The sequence below is a fragment of the Streptomyces caatingaensis genome (genome assembly GCF_001187435.1).
In the GTDB taxonomy this organism is placed as follows: domain Bacteria; phylum Actinomycetota; class Actinomycetes; order Streptomycetales; family Streptomycetaceae; genus Streptomyces; species Streptomyces caatingaensis.
This window is the reverse complement of record NZ_LFXA01000002.1, coordinates 883560-899636: the sequence shown is the minus strand read 5'-3', so window position 1 is coordinate 899636 and position 16077 is coordinate 883560. Positions and strand designations below refer to the sequence as shown.

General features: G+C 73.0%; 16 protein-coding genes. 9 read left to right on the top strand and 7 right to left on the bottom strand.

Features of this window, described 5'->3' with window-relative positions:
• Positions 1-110: 110 nt before the first annotated feature.
• From AC230_RS04585 to AC230_RS04575, 3 genes are all read left to right on the top strand, one after another.
• Positions 111-1430 carry a GNAT family N-acetyltransferase gene (locus AC230_RS04585; RefSeq protein ID WP_049714604.1) on the top strand — a complete coding sequence of 440 codons (1320 nt, stop codon included), beginning with the start codon at positions 111-113 and terminating at the stop codon, positions 1428-1430.
• 32 nt (positions 1431-1462) lie between these two features.
• Entirely contained in the window at positions 1463-3169 is a 1707-nt protein-coding gene (locus AC230_RS04580) for a DUF885 domain-containing protein (RefSeq protein ID WP_049714603.1), read from the top strand.
• 152 nt (positions 3170-3321) lie between these two features.
• Positions 3322-4215 (top strand): SDR family NAD(P)-dependent oxidoreductase, encoded by an 894-nt coding sequence (locus tag AC230_RS04575; protein ID WP_078870944.1) that lies wholly within the window; start codon positions 3322-3324, stop codon positions 4213-4215.
• Here AC230_RS04575 and AC230_RS04570 read toward each other — a convergent pair.
• A complete protein-coding gene (locus AC230_RS04570; protein WP_049714602.1) occupies positions 4184-4558 on the bottom strand; it encodes a VOC family protein in 375 nt (124 codons plus the stop codon). The two genes, AC230_RS04575 and AC230_RS04570, sit on opposite strands and share 32 nt — an antisense overlap.
• Positions 4559-4919: 361 nt before the next feature.
• Here AC230_RS04570 and AC230_RS04565 point away from each other — a divergent pair, with 361 nt between their 5' ends.
• From AC230_RS04565 to AC230_RS04555, 3 genes are all read left to right on the top strand, one after another.
• Positions 4920-5348, top strand: a complete 429-nt coding sequence (locus tag AC230_RS04565; protein ID WP_049714601.1) for a DUF2992 family protein — start codon at positions 4920-4922, stop codon at positions 5346-5348.
• Between the two features lie 341 nt (positions 5349-5689).
• Positions 5690-6067 carry a hypothetical protein gene (locus AC230_RS04560; RefSeq protein WP_157868507.1) on the top strand — a complete coding sequence of 126 codons (378 nt, stop codon included), beginning with the start codon at positions 5690-5692 and terminating at the stop codon, positions 6065-6067.
• 621 nt (positions 6068-6688) lie between these two features.
• Entirely contained in the window at positions 6689-6979 is a 291-nt protein-coding gene (locus tag AC230_RS04555) for a hypothetical protein (RefSeq protein WP_049714599.1), read from the top strand.
• A 387-nt stretch (positions 6980-7366) separates the two neighbouring features.
• Here the strand turns inward: AC230_RS04555 and AC230_RS04550 are convergent, their stop codons facing one another.
• From AC230_RS04550 to AC230_RS04530, 5 genes are all read right to left on the bottom strand, one after another.
• Positions 7367-7825: a nuclear transport factor 2 family protein gene (locus AC230_RS04550; protein ID WP_049714598.1), complete on the bottom strand. Its 459-nt coding sequence runs from the start codon at positions 7823-7825 to the stop codon at positions 7367-7369.
• A gap of 109 nt (positions 7826-7934) precedes the next feature.
• A complete protein-coding gene (locus AC230_RS04545; RefSeq protein ID WP_049714597.1) occupies positions 7935-9242 on the bottom strand; it encodes an SAM-dependent methyltransferase in 1308 nt (435 codons plus the stop codon).
• An 86-nt stretch (positions 9243-9328) separates the two neighbouring features.
• A complete protein-coding gene (locus AC230_RS04540) occupies positions 9329-10543 on the bottom strand; it encodes a beta-ketoacyl-[acyl-carrier-protein] synthase family protein (RefSeq protein ID WP_049714596.1) in 1215 nt (404 codons plus the stop codon).
• A complete protein-coding gene (locus AC230_RS04535) occupies positions 10540-10791 on the bottom strand; it encodes an acyl carrier protein (protein WP_049714595.1) in 252 nt (83 codons plus the stop codon). Before AC230_RS04535 ends, AC230_RS04540 begins: the two co-directional genes overlap by 4 nt.
• Positions 10792-10797: 6 nt before the next feature.
• Positions 10798-11937, bottom strand: a complete 1140-nt coding sequence (locus AC230_RS04530; RefSeq protein WP_049714594.1) for an SDR family oxidoreductase — start codon at positions 11935-11937, stop codon at positions 10798-10800.
• Positions 11938-12571: 634 nt separating this feature from the next.
• Here AC230_RS04530 and AC230_RS32405 point away from each other — a divergent pair.
• The 3 genes from AC230_RS32405 (at position 12572) to AC230_RS04515 (ending at position 15057) form a co-directional block, all read left to right on the top strand.
• Positions 12572-13408: a TauD/TfdA family dioxygenase gene (locus AC230_RS32405; RefSeq protein ID WP_049714593.1), complete on the top strand. Its 837-nt coding sequence runs from the start codon at positions 12572-12574 to the stop codon at positions 13406-13408.
• A 143-nt stretch (positions 13409-13551) separates the two neighbouring features.
• The gene (locus tag AC230_RS04520; protein ID WP_198535411.1) at positions 13552-14148 is read left to right on the top strand and encodes a DUF1707 SHOCT-like domain-containing protein; all 597 of its coding nucleotides are present in this window, start codon (positions 13552-13554) and stop codon (positions 14146-14148) included.
• A 114-nt stretch (positions 14149-14262) separates the two neighbouring features.
• Positions 14263-15057: an APH(3')-V family aminoglycoside O-phosphotransferase gene (locus tag AC230_RS04515; protein WP_049715017.1), complete on the top strand. Its 795-nt coding sequence runs from the start codon at positions 14263-14265 to the stop codon at positions 15055-15057.
• A 283-nt stretch (positions 15058-15340) separates the two neighbouring features.
• Here the strand turns inward: AC230_RS04515 and AC230_RS04510 are convergent, their stop codons facing one another.
• On the bottom strand, positions 15341-16033 hold the full coding sequence (locus AC230_RS04510) for an alpha/beta hydrolase (protein WP_049714592.1): 693 nt from the start codon (positions 16031-16033) through the stop codon (positions 15341-15343).
• Positions 16034-16077: the final 44 nt, after the last annotated feature.

Genomic DNA, 16077 nt, shown 5'->3' with positions numbered 1-16077 from the left:
ACCGCCGGGAAGGCCCGGCCCCTCCGGGGAGACGTCGGGCAAAACGCCCTTTAACCCATCGGACATCACCCGTTCGTGATCGCGCAACACCACCCCGCCAGGGTGGGCCCATGACCGACGACACGAGCAGCCACCCCTGGCGCCGCGATCTGGCGGAGGTGGCCGCCCTCTTCGCGGCCGTGGCCACCGCCGACTCCGTGGCGGACACGGTCGTCCACGGTCCCGACGGCCCGCCCCTCCTCATCGGCTCGGCGGCCGCCCTCCTGGCCACCGCCGCGTTCCACAGCTGGTGGCTCCGGCGCGGCAGGCGCCGGCGGAGGGCGGCCGCCCCCGCGGCGGAGCCCGGCACCCCGCCCGCCGGCGCCACCACCCTGTGGCGCATGCGCACCACCGTCCGCGACGAGCCCGGCACCCTCGCCGCCCTCTGCCAGTCCCTCGCCGCCCGGCGGGCCGACATCCTCGCCCTCCAGACCCACCCCCTCCCCACCGGCACCGTCGACGAACTCCTGCTCCGCGCCCCGGCGGGCCTCTCCCCCGCCGAGCTGAGGCGGGCCGCCGCCGACGGCGGCGGCAGCGACGTCTGGCTCGAACGGGCCGACGCCCACGACCTCGTGGACGCCCCGACGAGGGTGCTGCGCCTGGCCACCCGCACCGCCCTCGACACCGCCGAACTCCCCCTCGCCCTGCGCCAGTTGCTCGGCCGCTGCACGATCCGCTCGGTGCCGGCCGGCGCGGGGGCGTCGGCGGCGGACGACGAGGACGGCACGGGCACGACCATCCGTCTGCGCGACCCCGCCGGCGGCACGATCACCGTCGAGCGCCCCTGTCTCCCCTTCACCCCCGCCGAGTTCGCCCGCGCCCGCGCGCTCGTCGAGCTGGACGAGCGCCTGGGCCCGCGCTTCCCGCAGCGCAGCGACGTCCTGACGCTGCCGGAGGGCGACGAGGTGACCGTCCGCCGGGCGGGCGCCGGCGACCTCGCGGCGGCCCGCGCGATGCACGAGCGCTGCTCCCCCGCGACGCTGGCGCTGCGCTACCACGGCCCGGTCCGCGACCCGGCGGCCGCCGACCGCTACCTCGCCCACCTGCTGAGCCCGCGCTTCGGCCGCACCCTCGCCGCGTACACGGCCTCGGGCCGCCTGGTCGCGCTGGGCCACCTGCTGTGGGACGGCGAGGAGACGGAGGTCGCGCTCCTCGTCGAGGACGCGTGGCAGCGCCGCGGCGTCGGCTCCGAACTCCTCGGCCGCCTCACGGCGTTGGCCCGCGAGGCGGGCTGCGAGAGCGTCTACGCCGTGACGCAGGCGTCCAACACGGGCATGGTGGCCGCGATGCGCTCCCTGGGCCTGCCGCTGGACTACCAGATCGAGGAGGGCACCCTCGTGATCACGGCCCGCCTCGCGCCGGCCCCGGTGCCCCTGGTGAAACGCGCGTGACGCGACCGGCCCGGCCGTACGAGGATGGGCCCATGCCGAACATCACCACGGACCCCGCCACCGCCGCGTCCGGGCCCCTGCCCCGCCAGGTCGCCGACGCCTACGTCGACGCCGTCGCCGCACTCGATCCCATCACCGGCACCTACCTGGGCGTCCCGGCCGCCGCCCGCCGGCTGCCCGACTTCTCCCCGGAGGGGCAGCGGGCGCTGGCCGACCTGGCCCGCACCACGCTGGAGGAGCTGGCCGAGGCCGAGAAGCGGGACGGCGCGGACAGCGAGGCCGAGCGGCGCTGCGCCCGGCTGCTGCGCGAGCGGCTGACCGCCGAGCTGGCCGTGCACGAGGCGGGCGAGCACCTGCGCGCGATCAACAACCTGCACTGCCCGCTGCACGCGGTGCGCGAGGTCTTCACGCTGATGCCGGTGGAGACCGCCGAGGACTGGGACGCGGTCGCCGAGCGGCTGCGCGCCGTCCCGGCCGCGCTGGAGGACTGGCGGGCCTCGCTCACCGAGGGCCTGGCGCGCGGGCTCAAGGGCGGTCCGCGCCAGGTCGCGACGGTGCTGGAGCAGCTCGCCGAGTGGATCGGCACGGACGGCGGGTGGTTCGCCGACTTCACCGCCGGGGGGCCCGAGGAACTGCGGGCCGGGCTGGACGCGGCCGCGGCGGCCGCGACCGGCGGCCTCGTCGCCGTCCGCGACTGGCTGCGGGACGTCTACGCCCCCGCCGTGGAGGGCGCCCCGGACGTCGTGGGCCGCGAGCGGTACGCCCGCTGGTCGCGCTACTGGAACGGCACGGACCTCGACCTGGACGAGGCGTACGCGTACGGCTGGTCCGAGTACCACCGGCTGCTGGGCGAGATGCGCGCCGAGGCCGAGAAGATCCTGCCGGGGGCGCGCACCCCGTGGGAGGCGCTGGCGCACCTGGACGAGCACGGCACCCACATCGAGGGCGTCGAGGAGGTCCGGGAGTGGCTCCAGGGCCTGATGGACGAGGCGATCGAGGCGCTGGACGGCACGCACTTCGAGCTGGCCGAGCGCGTCAAGCGCGTCGAGTCGCGGATCGCCCCGCCCGGCGGTGCGGCCGCACCGTACTACACCCAGCCGTCGGAGGACTTCTCCCGCCCCGGCCGCACCTGGCTGCCGACCATGGGCCAGACCCGCTTCCCGGTCTACGACCTGGTGTCGACCTGGTACCACGAGGGCGTGCCCGGCCACCACCTCCAGCTCGCCCAGTGGACGCACGTGGCCGACCGGCTCTCCCGCTACCAGGCCACGATCGGCATGGTGAGCGCCAACGCCGAGGGCTGGGCCCTCTACGCGGAGCGCCTCATGGACGAACTGGGCTTCCTCACCGACCCCGAGCGGCGGCTGGGCTACCTCGACGCCCAGATGATGCGCGCCGTCCGCGTCATCATCGACATCGGCATGCACCTGGAGCTGGAGATCCCCGCGGACTCCCCCTTCCACCCGGGCGAGCGCTGGACGCCCGCGCTGGCGCACGAGTTCTTCGCGTCGCACAGCAGCCGCCCGGCGGACTTCGTCGAGAGCGAGCTGGTGCGCTACCTGGGCCTGCCGGGCCAGGCCATCGGCTACAAGCTCGGCGAACGCGCCTGGCTGGCGGGCCGGGAGGCGGCGCGGAAGCGGCACGGGGACGCGTTCGACGCGAAGGCGTGGCACATGGCGGCGCTGTCGCAGGGGTCGCTGGGGCTGGACGACCTGGTGGACGAGCTGTCGGCGCTGTGAGCGGGCACGGGCGGGCGGCCCGGCGCGGCGGGGCAGCCTCCGCGGCCGCCGCGGCCCGCCCGCCTGTGCCATCGCACGACCCCGGCCCCGGCGACGGCCACTGCGATAGCCCCGGCAATGGCACGGCCGTGTACCGGCGTTAGGGTTCCCCCATGGCGGACAACATCACGGCGGTCGTCACCGGAGGCACGCGCGGCATCGGCCGGGCGGTGGCGGGGGAGTTCGCGCGGCGCGGGGTACGGGTCGTGGTCGTGGCCCGGAACCGGGACGCGGGCGAACGGACGGTCACGGAACTGGGCGGCGGCGCGGAGCTCGTGACCGGGGACCTCTCCCTCCTCTCCGACGTGCACGCGGTCGCGGACCACCTGCGGGAGCACTGCGACCGCATCGACGTCCTGGTGCACAACGCGGGCGTCTGGCCGACGCGGCTGGTGCGCACCGAGGACAAGCTGGAGGAGTCCTTCACGGTCAACCACCTGGCGCCGTTCCTCCTCAACCACCTGCTGGAGGAACGCCTCAAGGCCGACCGCACCCGCGTCGTCCAGCTCACCGCCGGCCTGTACGCCCGGGGCCGGCTGGACCTGCGCCGCACCCCGACGGGCGCCGACTTCCACCGCGTCCGCACCTACGCCACCACCAAGCTCGCCAACCTCCTCACCGTGCCGCTGTTCGCCCGCCGTTGGGAGGGCACCGGCATCCGTATCGACGCGATCCACCCGGGCGTGGCCAACACCTCGCTGGGCGACGGGGGCCGGGGGCTGCGCGGCCTCGTCCTGAAGGGCATCAAGCGCGCCTGGGCCCCGCCGGAGATCGCCGCCCTCCCGGTCGTCCGCCTCACCTTCGCCCCCGCCGACGGCCCCTCCGGCCGCTACTTCGACTGCGAGCGCCCCGTCGACCTGGACCCCATCGCGACGGACGAGAGCCTGGCCCAACTCGTCTGGGAACAGGCCGTGGACCTGACCGGCCTGGGCCCCGAGGCCGCACCCCCGCCCCTGCCGGACCCCACCGCCCCGCTCACTCCCGCCCCGGAGGAGTCGGAGGAGTGAACACACAGAACTCGTTCCCCTCCGGATCCGCCAGCACGTCCCACTCGATCTCGTCGTCCCGCCGGCGTATCACCGTCGCCCCGAGCGCGACGAGCCGTTCCGTATCGCCCCATACATCCAGGTGCATGCGGTTCTTGACCGTCTTCGGCTCGGGCACCGGCACAATCCAGATCACCGGCCCCACCCCCGCCGGATCCCCGATCGGCGCCGTCCGCTCCCCCTCGGGCACGGGCCGCCGTACATAACCCAGCGCCGCACACCACCAGTCGGCCAAGGACTGATAGTCGGTGGCGTCCAGGACAAGATCCTTGAACCGGGCCGCTGCCGCCTTCGTCTCACTCATGCACGCCATCCAAGCACGCCCCACTGACAATCGCCCTTGCCCGCAAGGCGTCCGGAGGCGGCCTGCCCCTTGTGGATCGAGTACGCGTACTCGGTGGGGGCGCATATTGGAGCCGGTGCTTCCAGCGGGCCGTCCGCCTGCCGACCGAGCGCCTGGAAGTCCAGCTCGCCTTTCACGAACACCGAAACAATCCAGTGGCACGGAACCTTCCCCACCGCCTACCGTACGGTCCACAGGGACGAGCGAAAACACGGTCCGGTCGGTAGTCCGGGCGCCGTCGGTGCTGGTCGCCGCCGGTCAGTAACCTCCCTCCCAGGGTGTCCGGTTCGTCCTTCTCGATCGACAATCATGGGAGGACGAGATGCCGAGCACGTTCAGCGTGTTCTTCGAAGGCCCCTTCTGGGTCGGCGTGCTGGAGATCGCCGGGCCGGACGGGGTCCGTGCGGCGCGCCATGTCTTCGGCGGCGAACCCACCGGCGCGGAGCTGGCGGAGTTCACCCGTCGCGACTTCGACGCGCTGCTGGCCCGCGCCCTCGCGGCCCCGGCGGTGCCGGCCGACGCCTGCCCGCCGCCCGCCCGGCGGGCAGGCGCCAAGCGCGCGGCCCGCGCCGCCGCGCGGGAGCAGGCGGCCCGGCCGGTGACGACGGGGGCCCAGGAGGCCCTGCGCGAGGCGTTCGAGGAGACCGCGCACCTCAACCGCGCGGCCGCCAAACGGCAGCGCGCCGCCGAGGCCGAGCAGCGGCGGGCCCTGGCCCGGGCGAAGGCGAAGGCGCGTCACCGGGGGAAGTGAGGTTCGGGCGGCAAATGCCGCCCTGCTTACGGACGTTCGGACGGGCGATCGCTGGTGTCGGTGCGGGGCTGGGGCGAGGGCTCTTGCCTGCCGTCCGCATGAGGATTGACGTGTGGAGGGCGGAGACAGCAGCGAGCGCCCCTTACCGCCGGCCGCCTCTTCGTCTCGAATGTGACACACCTTGGCCAACGTTCCGTCATGTCAACGCCCCGCGAAATCAAGCATGTTCATCCCGGCGAGTGGATTGGGGCCACGAACGGCACTATCGGCGTATTTCCGGCCCAGGTGGCACCATCATGGGGGCCGACCAGCCCGCGCCCACCCACCGAAGGGAATCCGCCATGCGCCTTCCCCCCGCGCTGCTCGCCCTCGCGAGCGCCCTCGCCCTGACCCTCTCGTCCGCCGCCGCCGCGCACGCGCAGGACGAGCTCGGGCTCAACTACAAGTACTTCGACCCCAAAACCGAGACCGCAGTAGGCACGTCCCTGGCGGAGCAGCCCCCCTTGAACGAGTGCATCCTCATCCAGGACGTCGAACAGCTCTCACCCGACCAGCCAAACTCGAGCGCATTCGGGCCTCAAAACATCAGCACCAGGGCCAACGCCCAGCTCTTCGCGTCCGACGACTGCACGGGCACCCCCAAGGCCGTGCTCAAGCCGGGGAGCGACCAGCAGCCGGACAGCCTCACCTTCCGGTCGGTGAAGTTCGTACTGCCGTAATCCGCCTCATAAGCCGGCCTCCGGACGCGGCTCGGGGTCCCGCGGTGCCGAACGCAGGGCCCCGAACTCATGACACCGGAGAGTACCGCTCGGAGTTCAGCCCTTCGCCTTGCGGAAGACTTCCCGGTTTTTTCCAGAGAGGCCGCCACGGTCGTCCACATCGCAGCCGCTCGCCGCGGCCCCGGCGCGGAGCCGCACGACGTCGGCGCCTTGCCCGCCAACCACCTCTCCGTGCCGAGGGTGACACACCCTGACCAATGCTCCGTCAGACCAACTAACGTGAAATGCAGGCCAGTTCATCCTGCCGGGGTGGATTGGTTTCACGAACGGCACCGTCGGCGCATTTCCGTCCCGGAGGCCGGAACCATGGGGCCGAACAGCCCATGCCGCCCTCCCACCAAGGGAATCCACCATGCGCCCGGCCGGGGCGTCTCCCGCCAACTCCGGTCGGTAACCGCTACGTTCCGGCCGCCCACGACAACAACGACCGCCCTCCCATCACCCGGTGGGGGCGTGACCGACTCTCCTCCAGTCCGTTTACCAGTCCGAAGCGACCGGACGCAGATAATCCGGTTACCTGCTTCGGCCTTTGCCCCCACTCCACCCCAGTGAGGACACTCCATGACCGGAAGCTTCCGTACCCGTATCGCCGCCGCCCTGGGCACCCTCGCCCTGGTCGCCGGAGGTGCCGTCATCGCAGCGCCCGCCGCCCACGCCGGCGGCCCCGACTGCGCCAACTACCTCGCGGGCGGCAACCCCCACCGCGGCGGCCCCATCGCGGAAGTCGCCTGCGGGGTCGGCTCGACCGGGCTCCCGACGGCCAGCAAGCTGCTGTGCGAGACCGTGATGGGCAAGGTCGGTCAGGTCGGCCCGGCCAAGACCGACACCGCCTGCAAGCAGGCCGCCGGCTGACACGGACGTAACGGCGCTGTGAGCATCTCCCTGCTCACAGCGCCGTACGCGCACCCCGGCCGCGCAAGCCCCGGCCGCAGCCCTGACCGACCGGATGGCCTCGCGGTCGCCTGCACGCGCGCCTGCACGGCCGAGTCGCTCGCGGCGCGCGAGGACTGTCTGGCTCCCCGGCACGCGCGCCGTGCACGGCCTCGCGTCGGCCGCCGCCCGCCTCCGCCGCGAGGCCGGCCTGACCGGCCGTCTGCTCGCGCGGACCCCGTGGCGCGTCCTGCGCATGGACTCGGGAACGCTCAACGCCCAGGCGGCATTTGCCCACGCAACGCCACTTGGCGGCAATGCCCGGCTTGCCAACAGGGCTGCCGCGCACGTGACTTCGGCCGGTGCGGGTCAGCCGGAGCCCCCGGCCGGCGCTCCGAGGAAGCCGAGCAGGTCCGGCAGGCGTCCCGAAGCGTGGAAGGCTCCGAGGAAGTCCAGGTAGTCGTAGGCGTGGACGACCAGGCCGTCGCGTACGCGCAGGATCAGCAGACCGGAGAGCGTGATCGGGGCGGCGTCGGGTGCGAATCGGGCGGTGGCCCGCCAGAGGCCGACGACGATCTCCGGGTCGGCACCGTCGAAGACGGCGACGTCGTGGATCTCCTGGAGGCGGACCGGCGTCCGCGCACCCCACGACGCCCGGTAGCCGGCGCGGATCTCCTCGCGGCCCCGGTAGCGGTCGGGCCGCCCGGGGGTGAGGAAGGGGAACTCGTGGACGCCGTCGGGCGCGTAGAGGTCGGCCAGGTCGTCCGCGGACAGGGCGAGGATCGCCCGGTGGTAGGCGGCGAGGACGTCACGGGGTGAACGCGGCATGGTGGAACCCCTGTTCGCCGAGCGGGAGAACGGGCGACCACGATACGCCGAGATGAGGCCGCGGCGCCTGCGGCACCACGGAAACACGGCAACAGTGCCGCGGGAGCACTCAGTTCGGCCGGTCGTGTCCGGCCGGATAGTGGGTGCGGCGGAGCGGCGGGTGGTTCCGGCGAGGCACCGCCCGGATGCCAGGGGCGGCGCAAGGGCGTTGGGCCAGAACGTGGTTGACGCCGGACCAGCCGGATTCCTGGGCGACGGTGAGCGCCGCCATGTACAGCCGCCAGGCACGGGCCCGTACCGGTCCGACGAGTTGGACGGCCCGGTCCCAATTCCCCTCCAGGTTGCGGGACCAGGCGCGGAAGGTCAGGGCGAAGTGGTCGCGGAGGTTCTCCACGTCGGCGATCTCGAAGCCGGCCCGCTCGTAGTGGCCCAGCGTGCGGTGCAGCGGAGCGACATGGAGGTCGGGGAAGACGTACGAGCGCAGGAAGGCGCTGCGCCGGAGGGCCTGGTTGTCGTGACGGACGCTGACGTGCTGGTCCAGCAGGAGGCCGCCGGGGGCCAGGAGGCGGTGGAGGACGGCCGAGTACCCCGCCAGCCGGTGGCGCGGCACGTGGTGGGAGATCTCCAGGCATGCGATGGCGTCGTACGGCCCGTCGGTGAGGTCACGGAAGTCGCCGTGGCGGACGTCCGCCCGGCCGGCGAGTCCCTCGCGTTCGAGCATGCGCCGGGTGTGACGGGCCTGTGCGGGAGAGAGGGTGACGGCGACGGCCGTCGCGCCGTAGTGCCGGACGGCGTGCCTCGTCAGCGCGCCCCAGCCGCAGCCGGCGTCCAGGAGGCGTGTCCCCGGGCCGAGTCGGAGTTTGCGGCAGACGAGGTCGAGTTTGGCCCGCTGGGCCTCGGACAGGCCGTCGCCCGGTCCGTCACCGTGGGGCGGCGCGGTCCAGTAGGCGCAGGAGTAGACCATGCCGGGGCCGAGGACGAGGCGGTAGAAGCTGTCGCTCATGTCGTAGTGATGGGCCACGGCCGCCGCCGGCCGTAGCCGACGATGCACTTCCTGCCGGGGCGGACGGGGTGGAAGCGGGGGAACGCGCAGCCGGCGGGCCGTGGCGAGGGCGTGGAGGACCTCTCCGGGGCCCGGCGCAACCCCGAGAACCGCTCGCGGGGCTCGGCGCAGGAACTCCGTCAGGTCCCCCTCGACGTCGGCCTCGCCGAGGACGAGCGCGCGGGCCAGGCCCAGTTGGCCGGGGCGGTAGAGCATGCGGGTGACGGCACGCGGGGTGTGGACCACCAGGACGGGGGCGTGCTCGGGGCCCGCGCGGGTTCCGTCCCAGGCCCTGACGCCGATGCGGGAGCTTCCGCCGAGGCGCCGGCGGAGCAGCTCGGCGAGCTCGGACGCGGTGGTGGTGTGGACGGCCATGGGGGCTCCTCCCTGAGGGACGGGCGGCGGCGGACGGCAGCGGACGGGGCTCGGCGACAAGGCCCGCGCCGGCCCGGCCGGGTGGGTCACGCGGTGGTCAGGACGAGGACGGCGTTCTGGCCGCCGAAGCCGAAGGACGTACTGATCGCCGTGCGCAGCCGGGCCCGTCGGGGGGCGCCCGCGACGACGTCGGCGACGATCGCGGGGTCGGTGCGGTGGTGGTTGGCGGTCGGAGGAATGACCTGGTGGTGGAGGGTCAGGGCGGTGCCGGCCGCCTCGATGGCTCCGGCGGCCCCGATGGCATGGCCGGTCGCGCCCTTGAACGAGGTCACCGGGGGATGGTGGGGGAAGAGTCGGTGGAGAACCCCGGCTTCCGTACGGTCGTTGAGGGGCGTGCTCGTGCCGTGGGCGTTGATGTGATCGATGTCCCGCGGCCGCAGCCCCGCACTGCGCAGGGCGCCGCGCACGGCGCGTTCGATGCCGTCGGCGGAGGGCGCGGTGACGTGGTGGGCGTCACAGCCCGCGCTGTACCCGGTGAGCAGCGCGTAGGCGCGGGCACCGCGCTCGCGGGCGGTGGTGGCCCGTTCCAGTACGAGCACGGCGGCGCCTTCGGCCAGGACGAAGCCGTCACGGTCCCGGTCGAAGGGGCGCGAGGCTTCCGCGGGCGCGTCGGTGCGGGTGGACAGCGCGCCGAGTTGGGAGAAGCCCACGCTGGAGATGCGGTTGCACACGGATTCGGCTCCGCCGGCCAGTACGGTGTCGCACTGGCCGGCGGCCAGGAGGGTCATCGCGATGCCGATGGCGGTGGCGCCGGAGGCGCACGCGGTGCTGACGGTCAGGCTGGGCCCGTGGGCCGTGATGTCGAACGAGACCTCTCCCGCGCAGATGTTGGGAATGCTGCGGGGAATGATCAGCGGGGAGACGGCGCGGTGGCGTCCGTTCAGGAGTTTGCCGATCTCCGTGTCGTACCGCTCCATGCTGGTGGCGCCGGTGCCCAGGACGACCCCCGTGCGCTGCGGGTCGTAGCCGCCCGGCGGCAGGCCGGCGTCGGCCATCGCCTCGCGGGCGGCCAGCAGGGCCATCTGGCTGAAGCGGTCCAGGCGCAGCGCCAGGCGGGGGGTCAGGCGGGCCGGGGCGTCGAGGCCGTCCACGGCGCAGCAGAAGTCGACGGGCAGACCGGCCAGGACGGGGTGGGTGCGGGCGGCCGAGCGTCCTCGCAGCAGGCCGTGCCAGGTCGCGGCGGTTCCCACGCCGACCGGGGTCACCATGCCGATGCCGGTGACGGCGACGGGGGTGGTCATGCGCCCGGCTCCGGTCCACCCTGGCCCAGGTCCGCGAGGCGCTCGCTGACCTGGGCCAGGGTGGACCGCTCGGTCAGGTCGGCGACGCTCCGTCCGGTGCGGTCCTCGACGATGACGGCCAGCTCCGCGAGGGCCAGGGAGTCCAGTCCCAGGTCTTCGAGGGTCGCCTCGGCGTGGAGCAGGCCTTCGGGCACGCCCAGGTCCTGGGTGAGGGTACGGATCAGCAGGGGGTGGAGGTGGGTGGGCACGGGAGGTCACCTCTGGGGTTCGGTGCCCGAGCGGGCGCGAACGGGTGGTGCGAGGGCCCGGCGCAGATAGCCGGGGTCGAGGACGTCGGGGTCGGGCAGGTGGGGCAGGAGCCGGCGGAGGGCGGTGCGTTCGTAGTCGCGTTCGAGGGTCGTGTAGAGGTGGGCGCCCTGCGCCATCCGCAGCAGGAGCGTCTCCAGCGGGGTGGGCCGGTCGGCGTCCGGCGAGAGGGTGAGGTCCAGGCCGGGAAGATGCCCGGCCAGAGCGTCGAGCAGGGTCTGCACCGGTGTGCCGCGCGCATGGACGAGGTGGACGACACCGGCCTGCCCCGCGGGCGGCGGCGGGACGCGGGTGACCAGCTCGACCGCGGCCTCCGCGGCGTAGGGCACCTGGAGCAGGTCGAGCGTGGCCCGCGGGGAGCCGGGGATGCGGGCGGTGGCGGGCCGGGCGGGTGAGAAGAGCGCGTCCGGGCCGGCCCGGGAGGAGAGTCTGAGCAGTTCGGCGGCCTTGGCCCCCAGCACGCCCAGCGGGTGGTTCGGCAGCCCGGGGCGGTACGGCCGGTCGGTGACCAGGACGCCGGGCCGCAGGATCAGGGCCGCGCGCCCGTGGCGCTCGCAGTAGGCGCGGACCAGGCACTCCGCCTCGTACTTCGACTCCTCGTAGGGGGACAGGAATCCCCCTTCGGGCGGGACGATCCGCTCGGGGGCCGTGCCCCTGCGGCGGGCGCCGGCGACGTAGGCGGTGCTGATGTGCACCACCCGTACGTCCGGGGACGCGGCGGCGGCCAGCCGCAGGACCTCCGCGGTGCCGCCGACGTTCGTCGGGCGCAACCGGTCGTGGGCGGTCAGGCCGATGTGCCCCGCGAAGTGGCAGACGGCCTCGGCGTCGGCGGCCAGGGCCCGGTACTCGGGCCCGCCCAGGCCCAGGTACGGCGTGGACAGGCGGATACGTACCGGAGTCACGCGGTCGAGTGCCGCGTCGTCCAGCGTCCGCCCGGTGTGTTCGAGGGCCGCTCTCAACCGCTCGCGCGCCGGTGCGGGGTCGTTGCGCACGAGGGCGACGACCCGGGCCCGGGGCCGGGCGGCCAGCAGCGCGGCGAGGAAGTGGGAACCGTAGAAGCCGGTGGCACCGGTGACCACGTACGACATGGGGTCTCATCCCTCCCGCCGGGACGGGCACGCGCCTCGCCGCGGGACGTCGGGCACACCGGCGGTCTGAGCCGGGGGTGTGAGCCGGGGCGTGACGTCCACCGAGACCGGCCGCACGCACGTGTCCCGCCCGCGTGGTCGGCGCATGCGCACCTTCCGGACAGCATCATCCACACGGCAACGGCGGAGGGAAGCCCGCGTTCCGGGCGACGGGAAGCGCGACGGCGGAAGCCTGGACGGCCACCGAGCCGCAGGAACGTTTCACCTGGTAACCGTCAACCGCCTGTTCGGTTCCGAACGGCTGTGGCCTCCCCGCACTCGCACCCCCCTGCCACCGGGACCACCCCGCATGCCCATCTCCCCCACGACGCGCGCCCCGCGCACCACTCCCGCCGCCGCGTCCGCCCCCGCTGGCGCGCGGGCGCGGAAGCCGGCACCCGGACTCCGGGAAGTCCCGCATATCTGTCCACGTCTATCTGTTGTCCTCGTCCTGTTGTCCCCGTCCATCTGTACACGTCTCTCTGTCCACGTCCGGATCCGCCGAGCAGGATGCGCCGGGACCGCACTCGGCCTCCGCGGTCCGGTACCTTCCGGACAGAACCTGTCGGACGATGACCGCCGGAAAGGTGAGCAGATGACCAGGCCCGCCCCGGTCGACGCACTCACGGCGTGGAACGCCCCCGACCTCGGCGAGGCGGACTGGCTGCTGCCGCTGCCGCCCGCCTGCTCCCGCGCCCTGGACACCTTGACAGAAGGGGCAGCACGGGGGGACTTGGCCACGCGGGTCACCCAACGCGTGCGCGACGGGCGCGGGTTCGTCGTGATCCGCGGCCTTCCGGTAGCCGGACGCACCGACCAGGAGTGCGCCGCGATGTGCCGGCAACTCGCCGCCCCGCTGGGCGCGGTGAGGCCCGCGGACCCCGGTGACCTCATCACCGTGGCCGACAACGCCGGCCGGGGCAAGACCGACCTCGCCCTGGGCCTGCACACGGACCGCACCCCGGCTCCCCGTCCCCCAAGGCTGCTGGGACTGCTGTGCGTACGGCTGGCGGCACACGGCGGGGACACCCTCCTGGCCAGCGGCCACACCGTGCACAACAGACTGCTCACCGGCCACCCCTGGGCCCTGCCCCGCCTCTACCAGGACTTCCACTTCGGCCGGGGAACCGGCTTCGACCGGCGCCGCCCCGTCTTCCAACGGCACGGCACCGCCCTGCGCGTGCACTACAACCGACGCGGCATCGAACGCGCCCACCACGAAGCCGGCGCGCCCCTGACACCCGACGAGCGAGCTGCCCTCGACGCCGTCGACCAGGCCCTGACCGACCCACGCACCGTCCTGCGCCTCCCCCTGCGCCCGGGAGACCTTCTCTTGATGGACAACACCGTCGTGCTGCACGGCCGCACCGCCTTCACCGACGCGCCCGACCCTCAGGCGCGTCGATGCCTGGCCCGCGTGTGGGTGGACTGATCCCGGAACCCTGCTCCGGCGTTGATGCCCCGCGGCCTGACAGTCCGCGGGGTGCCGGCCTCGAACCCTGGCCCCGGCAGGTTGACGGCGAGGCTGCGGCGCCCGAGCACGGCGCCATTCCGCGGGACGGCTACAGTCACACCATGAGTGTTGGGGAGCGGGGGCCAGAATGGACATCGCAGGGTGTAGCGGAGCTGCGGGCAGGAGACGCCGACCGGGAATCGGTTGTCGAGCACCTGCGGATTGCCGCGGGTGAAGGCCGGATCGACGTTACCGAGTTGGAGGAGAGGCTCGATCGGGCCTATACCGCGAAGACGTACGGCGAACTCGACATCCTGGTGTCCGACCTGACGCGGGAGCGGTCTCCTGTTTCGCGTTTCGGAGCCGACGGGGAAGCACTCGTCCTCAAGACCAGGCTGAGCAACATCAAGCAGAACGGCCCCTGGACGGTTCCCCCGAAGATCGTCGCCGAATGCAAGATGCTCAGCATTGTGATCGACTTCACCGAGTCGGTCTGTGCGCACCGGGAGGTCACCGTCGAGGCACGGTGCGGAACCGGCACTATTCAGTTGTTGGTCCCGCAGGGGTGGGCGGTACGGATCGACGGGTCGAGCACCAATACCGCTCACATCAGCAACAAGGTCACCGCGCCGGCGGACCCCACCTCCCCGACCCTCAGAATCGTCGGACACCCGCGAGCCGGCCGCATCAGGATCCAACAGGCCCGCAGGACGCGATAGCCCGGGCGCGCGCGGACCCGGTGGCCCGGCAGGGGAATGCCGGATCACCGTCACGAAGCAGGCGGTCCCCTGTTTCAGTTGGTTCCGACTGGAACAGGGGTGATAGTGCACTTCATGAAGAGCTCGCTGCACCGGAAATACCCGCACCATGAGTGGAACGCTGTCACCGACGGGGACTCCGGCGCCTTCGTTCACCGCCTCACCGGGCCGCAGCCCGAGCTCTACGCGAAGATCGCCCCGCGGGCCCTGGACAACTCGGCCTTCGATCTGGCCGGCGAGGCCGATCGGCTCGATTGGCTGGCCCGGCACGGCATCCCGGTTCCCCGCATCGTCGAACGCGGGGGCGATGACACCTCCGTCTGGATCGTCACCGAGGCCGTGCCGGGCGTCTCGGCCGCAGAGGAGTGGCCGGAGCACCAACGGCCCGCCGTCGCCGAGGCAATGGCCCGCATCGCCCGTACCCTGCACGACCTGCCCGTGGCGGAATGCCCCTTCGACCGTTCCCTGGCCGTGGCGATGGACGAGGCCCGCCACAACGTGCGCGCGGGGCTGGTGGACCTCGAGGATCTGGACGAGGCGCGCCGAGGCTGGTCCGGCGCGCAGCTCCTGGCCGAACTCGACCGAACCCGCCCGGAAACGGAGGACATCGTGGTCTGCCACGGGGACCTCTGCCCGGACAACGTCGTGCTGGACCCCGAGACGTGCGAGGTCACCGGAGTCATCGACGTGGGCCGCCTCGGTCTCGCCGACCGCCACGCCGACCTCGCCCTGGCCACCCGCGAGCTGGAGATCGAAGAGGATCCGTGGTTCGGTCCGGAGTACGCCCGGGGCTTTCTCACAGAGTACGGCGGCCCCGGTGTCGACAAGGACAAGCTGGCCTTCTACCGGTTGCTCGACGAATTCTTCTAGCCCAACACGTCGGCCGGGGGCTGCGAGGCCCTCTCTGAAATCTCTGGGCATTCAGGCTGCAGAGCATCGGGGAAACAGCAAATAGTGTACGCATGCGACCCGGTACGGCGGCTCACCCCTGCGCCATGGAGCAGCCGGCGGAGGGCGACGGCCCTGCGGACGATGGCGATCAGTGCGGTGCCGTACCAGCGGTCGAAGACGATCGCCGGAGACGTCCGGGGCGGCAGTCCGACCGCCAGGATCGACTGACCCTGTCCGCACCCCCGCCCGCGGCGTCCCCTCGTCAGGCGCCCGCGTTCGCGGCCTCCTCGATGAGGTCCGCGACCGGGCCGGGCCGGGAGGCGAGGGAGGCGTGGCCGGTGTCCAGTTCGATGGTCTTGCGCGGGTTCATGCGCTGAGCCATCCGGCGTTCGTTGTCGGGGTGGATCATGCGGTCATCGGTGGAGACCTGGTACCAGATCGGTTTCGCGCGCCAGGCCGGTGCGGTGACCTTGTCGCCGAACGTCGAGCCGAGCGGCGCCTTCTGCGTCACGGCCATCACGAGCGCCTCCTCCTCCGACAGGTCCTGGGCGAAGCTCTCGCGGAACTTGTCCTGCTTGATCCAGAGGTATCCGTCGGAGTCCGGAGCGAGGTTCTCGAACGCCGCCGGGGGCCTCTCCTGGCTGATCTGGCCCGGGCTCTCGCCGGCGTCCGGGGCGAAGGCGGCGATGTAGACGAGTCCGGTGACGTTGGGCAGATCCCCGGCCTCGGTGATCACCGCGCCCCCGTACGAGTGGCCGACCAGCAGCACCGGCCCGTCGGTCTGCTTGACCATCTTGCGGGTGCGCTCGGCGTCGTCGGCAAGCGAGGTCAGCGGATTCTCCACCGCGTGCAGGGAGCCGAAACCCCGGCGGTGGAGCTCGGTGATGACCTTGGCCCAGTGCGCGGCACCGCCCCAGAAGCCGTGGACCAGGACGACGGCGGGCCTCTCAGCCATGGGAACCGCCCTTTCAGCGGGGTCGAGGGGTGTCCCGTCCAGCA

Coding starts and splice junctions, on each gene's coding strand:
- AC230_RS04585 (WP_049714604.1), top strand. CDS start 111: ATGACCGACGACACGAGCAGCCACCCCTGGCGCCGCGATCTGGCGGAG.
- AC230_RS04580 (WP_049714603.1), top strand. CDS start 1,463: ATGCCGAACATCACCACGGACCCCGCCACCGCCGCGTCCGGGCCCCTG.
- AC230_RS04575 (WP_078870944.1), top strand. CDS start 3,322: ATGGCGGACAACATCACGGCGGTCGTCACCGGAGGCACGCGCGGCATC.
- AC230_RS04570 (WP_049714602.1), bottom strand. CDS start 4,558: ATGAGTGAGACGAAGGCGGCAGCGGCCCGGTTCAAGGATCTTGTCCTG.
- AC230_RS04565 (WP_049714601.1), top strand. CDS start 4,920: ATGCCGAGCACGTTCAGCGTGTTCTTCGAAGGCCCCTTCTGGGTCGGC.
- AC230_RS04560 (WP_157868507.1), top strand. CDS start 5,690: ATGCGCCTTCCCCCCGCGCTGCTCGCCCTCGCGAGCGCCCTCGCCCTG.
- AC230_RS04555 (WP_049714599.1), top strand. CDS start 6,689: ATGACCGGAAGCTTCCGTACCCGTATCGCCGCCGCCCTGGGCACCCTC.
- AC230_RS04550 (WP_049714598.1), bottom strand. CDS start 7,825: ATGCCGCGTTCACCCCGTGACGTCCTCGCCGCCTACCACCGGGCGATC.
- AC230_RS04545 (WP_049714597.1), bottom strand. CDS start 9,242: ATGGCCGTCCACACCACCACCGCGTCCGAGCTCGCCGAGCTGCTCCGC.
- AC230_RS04540 (WP_049714596.1), bottom strand. CDS start 10,543: ATGACCACCCCCGTCGCCGTCACCGGCATCGGCATGGTGACCCCGGTC.
- AC230_RS04530 (WP_049714594.1), bottom strand. CDS start 11,937: ATGTCGTACGTGGTCACCGGTGCCACCGGCTTCTACGGTTCCCACTTC.
- AC230_RS32405 (WP_049714593.1), top strand. CDS start 12,572: ATGACCAGGCCCGCCCCGGTCGACGCACTCACGGCGTGGAACGCCCCC.
- AC230_RS04520 (WP_198535411.1), top strand. CDS start 13,552: ATGAGTGTTGGGGAGCGGGGGCCAGAATGGACATCGCAGGGTGTAGCG.
- AC230_RS04515 (WP_049715017.1), top strand. CDS start 14,263: ATGAAGAGCTCGCTGCACCGGAAATACCCGCACCATGAGTGGAACGCT.
- AC230_RS04510 (WP_049714592.1), bottom strand. CDS start 16,033: ATGGCTGAGAGGCCCGCCGTCGTCCTGGTCCACGGCTTCTGGGGCGGT.